At 51.2% G+C, this 5,322-nt stretch carries 3 protein-coding genes and 1 rRNA gene; 3 read left to right on the forward strand and 1 reads right to left on the reverse strand.

Annotation, left to right across the window (positions count from 1 at the left end; all coding sequences use genetic code 11):
* The first annotated feature begins 184 nt into the window (after positions 1-184).
* A complete protein-coding gene (locus JJQ72_RS20005; RefSeq protein WP_347880781.1) occupies positions 185-1,900 on the forward strand; it encodes a glycosyl hydrolase family 18 protein in 1,716 nt (571 codons plus the stop codon).
* A gap of 56 nt (positions 1,901-1,956) precedes the next feature.
* Here JJQ72_RS20005 and JJQ72_RS20010 read toward each other — a convergent pair whose 3' ends face one another.
* The gene (locus JJQ72_RS20010; protein WP_138226964.1) at positions 1,957-2,358 is read right to left on the reverse strand and encodes a YgzB family protein; all 402 of its coding nucleotides are present in this window, start codon (positions 2,356-2,358) and stop codon (positions 1,957-1,959) included.
* Between the two features lie 127 nt (positions 2,359-2,485).
* Here JJQ72_RS20010 and JJQ72_RS20015 point away from each other — a divergent pair, with 127 nt between their 5' ends.
* Together JJQ72_RS20015 and JJQ72_RS20020 are read left to right on the forward strand one after the other, a co-directional pair.
* Complete coding sequence (locus JJQ72_RS20015; protein ID WP_208204758.1) at positions 2,486-3,364, forward strand: nucleotidyltransferase-like protein; 879 nt, start codon at positions 2,486-2,488, stop codon at positions 3,362-3,364.
* 367 nt (positions 3,365-3,731) lie between these two features.
* Positions 3,732-5,286 (forward strand): 16S ribosomal RNA (locus tag JJQ72_RS20020).
* The last annotated feature ends 36 nt before the right edge of the window (positions 5,287-5,322 follow it).

Below are 5,322 nucleotides of genomic sequence, written 5' to 3' on the forward strand. Positions count from 1 at the left end.
AAGTGAAAGCACTGTCCTCACAATGTGGACTTAAAACGCTCTTGTGATCTGCATGCACATGAATGACGAACATCGGAAAGCCGTATGAGGGAAAACCTCACGTACGGTTTGATGAGGAGGGGCAGAGATGTCTGCCCTTTACTCTAGTATATATAAGACTGCATATAGAAAGGCGGAGCGTAAAGTGGCAAGACGTATAAGGCGCAGAGGCGGCAGGAAAAAGGCGGGAGTCTTCACCTTGATGCTTCTGATCCTGATGGCAGCAGGTGTCTGGTGGACGCTTCAAAAGCTTCCGAATAGCAGCTATACCGAGCCGGATTGGCGCGGACTAAAGCAGCCGATTTTGGTTCAGGGGGAACTGACCGGTTATTCCGCCTCGGGGCAGGGAAGCAGTCTCATGCTGCCTTTGGCCCTGGTCCAGGAATATGTGGATCCATATATTTACGAAGATGAGGGTTCGGAAACGGTAGTGTTTACGACGGCCTCGGAAGTGTTGTCATTGTCAGCAGGTACGTTGAAGGGGACGCGTAACGGAAAAGAAGCTTCCTTTGAGCAGACCGTTGAGCGTGTTGATGGCAAGCTGTACGTCCCTGCGAAGCTTCTGAAGGAGCTGTATTACACGGCATACTACGAGCATCCGGGGACAGGAGCGGTGCTGCTCTCACGGGCGGGAGACCATCTTGAGCTCGGAGAAGCGGTGCCAGCGGGCAAACAGTCTTTTGCTGCCATGCGGCAGAGCCCGTCGATCAAGTCGCCGATTTTGCAGGACATGCCGCCGGGGGAGAGGCTGCGGATCTGGGGCGAGGAGGAGCAGGGCTGGCTGAAGGTTCAAACCGACCAGGGATATACCGGCTATGTGCCATCAGATCAGGTTAAACCTAAGGGGAATAAGATCTATCCTCAAAGAATTCATGAGCCTTCCCGGGCAGACCTGGAGTGGAGAGACAGATCCGTTAACCTGACCTGGGAAGCGGTATACTCCCGTAATCCGGACCCGGACAAGCTGGGGCAGCTGCCCGGCGTAAACGTGGTCAGTCCGACCTGGTTTGAGATTACGAGCGAAGCGGGAGACGTGACATCCAAGGTAAGCCAGGATTATGTAACATGGGCGCACAAGCTGGATAAGGAAGTATGGGGAGTGCTGACGAATAGCTTCAATCCGGATATTACGACCGCTGTGCTTTCGACGTATGATACCCGAGCGGCTCTGATTACGGAAGTGATCCGGCTAAGCCGGGCTCACGGACTGGATGGAATCAATATTGATTTTGAGAATGTATACACCAAGGACAAGCAGAATCTGATTGCGTTTATGAGAGAGCTTTATCCCCGTGCAAAAGAGCTCGGCTTGATCGTATCGATCGATGTAACACCGAAATCCTCCAGCGAAATGTGGTCTGTTTTCCTGGATCGCAGGGAACTGGCGCATGCTGTGGACTATATGATGGTCATGTCGTATGACGAGCATTGGGCTGCCAGTCCTGAGGCAGGCTCAGTGTCCTCGCTGCCCTGGGCGGAGAGAACGGTGCATAGAATATTGGAAGAGGATGAGGTACCGGCTTCTAAGCTGGTGCTGGGCATTCCGTTATATACAAGAATATGGACTGAAGAAGGAGTAGAAGGCGGCGGAAAAGTGACCTCGAAGGCGGTGGGAATGGAAGCCGTACAATCCCTCTTGAAGGAGAAAGCGCTGACTCCGGTTTACGACGAGCTCACAGGTCAGAATTATGTACAGTACCAAGAAGAGCAGTCTCTGAACAAAATCTGGATCGAGGACGAGATTTCCCTGAAGGCGCGGGTAGAGCTGGCGCATCAATATGATCTGGGCGGCATCGCTTCCTGGAGCCGGATGCTGGGGTCATCAGAGGCGTGGGAGGTTCTGAAAAGCATTCATAAATAAAAATATTAAAAAAAAGACTGGCCGCTGTCATAAGCGGCCAGTCTTTTTATATAACGTTAACGTGGTTGGGATGAGGTTGAGCTGCGTCCCTGCGGAGAAGATTTCCCCTGGGCTTCCAGCTCGTCCGCTGTAATTGTGGCAATGCCGGGATCCTGTGTCAGAATCGTATGGCAGAACATGCAGCGGTCCGTTTTGCCCAGCATTTTGGTAAGCTTGCCGCATTCGGGACACTGAACCTGCACCGCACTGGTGGACAGCATGCCGGCCCAGAAGTATATGGCCATACTGCCGACCATCGTGATTAGTCCCAGCACCAAGCCGATGCCGGCGAATATTTTTCCAGCCTGCCCCCAAAAAACAATTCCCGCAGTACCTAACACCATAAGTCCCATGCCAATCATGGTCAGCAGAAGTCCCCAGGTACGGAACGCGTTTATTTTTGCACTTTTAAAGATCATAGGATAGCTCCTGTCACAGTAGGAATAGAAAACGAAATATAACAAAAAGAAGGAACTCACATCAGCTTGTAGAATTACATTATAACTGAATTGGCCTGATTTAGCCAAGGAATGTATGGAGGGAATCGTGGAATTAGCCAACTTTTCTTTATATTATAGGTACTCGGTTAATGAGAACGCCATGGGAGCGGTCGCATACCGAAATCGGGATTCAGCGTTCTGCGGTTCGCTTGTCCATGACTTTGAGTTGAACCTGCTTGTTGTGTATGAAGTGGAATGGGATGAGCCTGCTGTTCAGCATATCCAGGGACTGGATAAGAGCTTTCAGCTGATTAGCGTCAGCCTGCAGGAACTGCAGGAGGGGCTGATGAACGGGGAGGACAGCATGATTATTAGATGCCTCCTGAATGGAGACCTGATTAAAGATACGGACGGTCGGATTAGCCAGTTAAGACGAGATTTCCTGCGCTTTAGCGGCTCCTTAAAAGAACAGAAGCAATTTATTGGCTTTGCCCGGTTCTTGCGTCATTACGTGGATACCAAGACTCATTTGAGGCATAAGAATATGCTGGATGCTTACCAAAGCATTACAGAAAGCCTCCGCTGCTGGGCTTGTATAGAATTGATTGATCGAGATATACATCCGGAGTTTGCAGTATGGGAGCAGGTTTCCGGTTTAAACACCCCGGTTCGTAAATTGTATGAAGAGCTTACTTTAAGCTCAGAGACGCTTTTACAGCGGATTGAGCTGGTGCTTCTGGCCTGTGAGTTCTCAGTGCTGTCTAGAATGGCCGACTATTCAGCTCCACTGATGCGGATTCTGCGCAGCAGAAAGCTGCCATGGACGATCCAGGAGCTGATGCTGCATCCGGCGATGGAGCCGGTGCTTGAAGAGCTGCCTCTTATGATCCGGAAGCTTTCTTATCGTTCCATTATTCACGAGGAAGCAGGCTGGAAGGAGTCCTTGCGGCCTGGCTGGGATCATATTCGCTACTATGCCATCTAGCTTTGACTGGCAAGCCTTGTCCTTCTGTGCTTAGAGGGACAAGGCTTGTCTGCTCATAGTTTAATAAAATGGTTGACGACTAACTTGAAGATGTGTTACATTATAACTCGCCCCTTTTAAGAGGCTTTATCGACAGCTAACCGCTGAATATGTCGTCAACAACAAAATAAAAAAAGTTCTTGACGAAACATTGGTCGCTGTGATATATTATAAAAGTCGCCGCTGAGAGATGCGACGATGAAGAATGAACAGAATTGATCTTTGAAAACTGAACAACGAGTGAGTTAAACCGATCTTGCCTTCGGGTGAGATCAACAATGAGATTTTATAATCTCGTCAGTTTTGAAATGAGCAATGGAACTCAACTTTCATGGAGAGTTTGATCCTGGCTCAGGACGAACGCTGGCGGCGTGCCTAATACATGCAAGTCGAGCGGAGTTAATGGAGTGCTTGCACTCCTGATGCTTAGCGGCGGACGGGTGAGTAACACGTAGGCAACCTGCCCTCAAGACTGGGATAACTACCGGAAACGGTAGCTAATACCGGATAGTTGATTTCGCTGCATAGCGAGATCTGGAAAGGCGGAGCAATCTGTCACTTGAGGATGGGCCTGCGGCGCATTAGCTAGTTGGTGGGGTAACGGCCTACCAAGGCGACGATGCGTAGCCGACCTGAGAGGGTGAACGGCCACACTGGGACTGAGACACGGCCCAGACTCCTACGGGAGGCAGCAGTAGGGAATCTTCCGCAATGGACGAAAGTCTGACGGAGCAACGCCGCGTGAGTGATGAAGGTTTTCGGATCGTAAAGCTCTGTTGCCAGGGAAGAACGTCTTCTAGAGTAACTGCTAGAAGAGTGACGGTACCTGAGAAGAAAGCCCCGGCTAACTACGTGCCAGCAGCCGCGGTAATACGTAGGGGGCAAGCGTTGTCCGGAATTATTGGGCGTAAAGCGCGCGCAGGCGGTTTGTTAAGTCTGGTGTTTAAACCTGGGGCTCAACCTCAGGTCGCACTGGAAACTGGGAAACTTGAGTGCAGAAGAGGAGAGTGGAATTCCACGTGTAGCGGTGAAATGCGTAGATATGTGGAGGAACACCAGTGGCGAAGGCGACTCTCTGGGCTGTAACTGACGCTGAGGCGCGAAAGCGTGGGGAGCAAACAGGATTAGATACCCTGGTAGTCCACGCCGTAAACGATGAATGCTAGGTGTTAGGGGTTTCGATACCCTTGGTGCCGAAGTTAACACATTAAGCATTCCGCCTGGGGAGTACGGTCGCAAGACTGAAACTCAAAGGAATTGACGGGGACCCGCACAAGCAGTGGAGTATGTGGTTTAATTCGAAGCAACGCGAAGAACCTTACCAGGTCTTGACATCCCTCTGACCGGTATAGAGATATACCTTTCCTTCGGGACAGAGGAGACAGGTGGTGCATGGTTGTCGTCAGCTCGTGTCGTGAGATGTTGGGTTAAGTCCCGCAACGAGCGCAACCCTTGATCTTAGTTGCCAGCAGGTTAAGCTGGGCACTCTAAGGTGACTGCCGGTGACAAACCGGAGGAAGGTGGGGATGACGTCAAATCATCATGCCCCTTATGACCTGGGCTACACACGTACTACAATGGCTGGTACAACGGGAAGCGAAGGAGCGATCTGGAGCGAATCCTAAAAAGCCAGTCTCAGTTCGGATTGCAGGCTGCAACTCGCCTGCATGAAGTCGGAATTGCTAGTAATCGCGGATCAGCATGCCGCGGTGAATACGTTCCCGGGTCTTGTACACACCGCCCGTCACACCACGAGAGTTTACAACACCCGAAGTCGGTGGGGTAACCCGCAAGGGAGCCAGCCGCCGAAGGTGGGGTAGATGATTGGGGTGAAGTCGTAACAAGGTAGCCGTATCGGAAGGTGCGGCTGGATCACCTCCTTTCTATGGAGAATCGCTTCCTGCAACGGAAGCATTCAA

Source organism: Paenibacillus sp. F411 (assembly GCF_017582705.1).
Lineage (GTDB): Bacteria > Bacillota > Bacilli > Paenibacillales > Paenibacillaceae > Paenibacillus_AQ > Paenibacillus_AQ algicola.

Coding starts and splice junctions, on each gene's coding strand:
- JJQ72_RS20010 (WP_138226964.1), bottom strand. CDS start 2,358: ATGATCTTTAAAAGTGCAAAAATAAACGCGTTCCGTACCTGGGGACTT.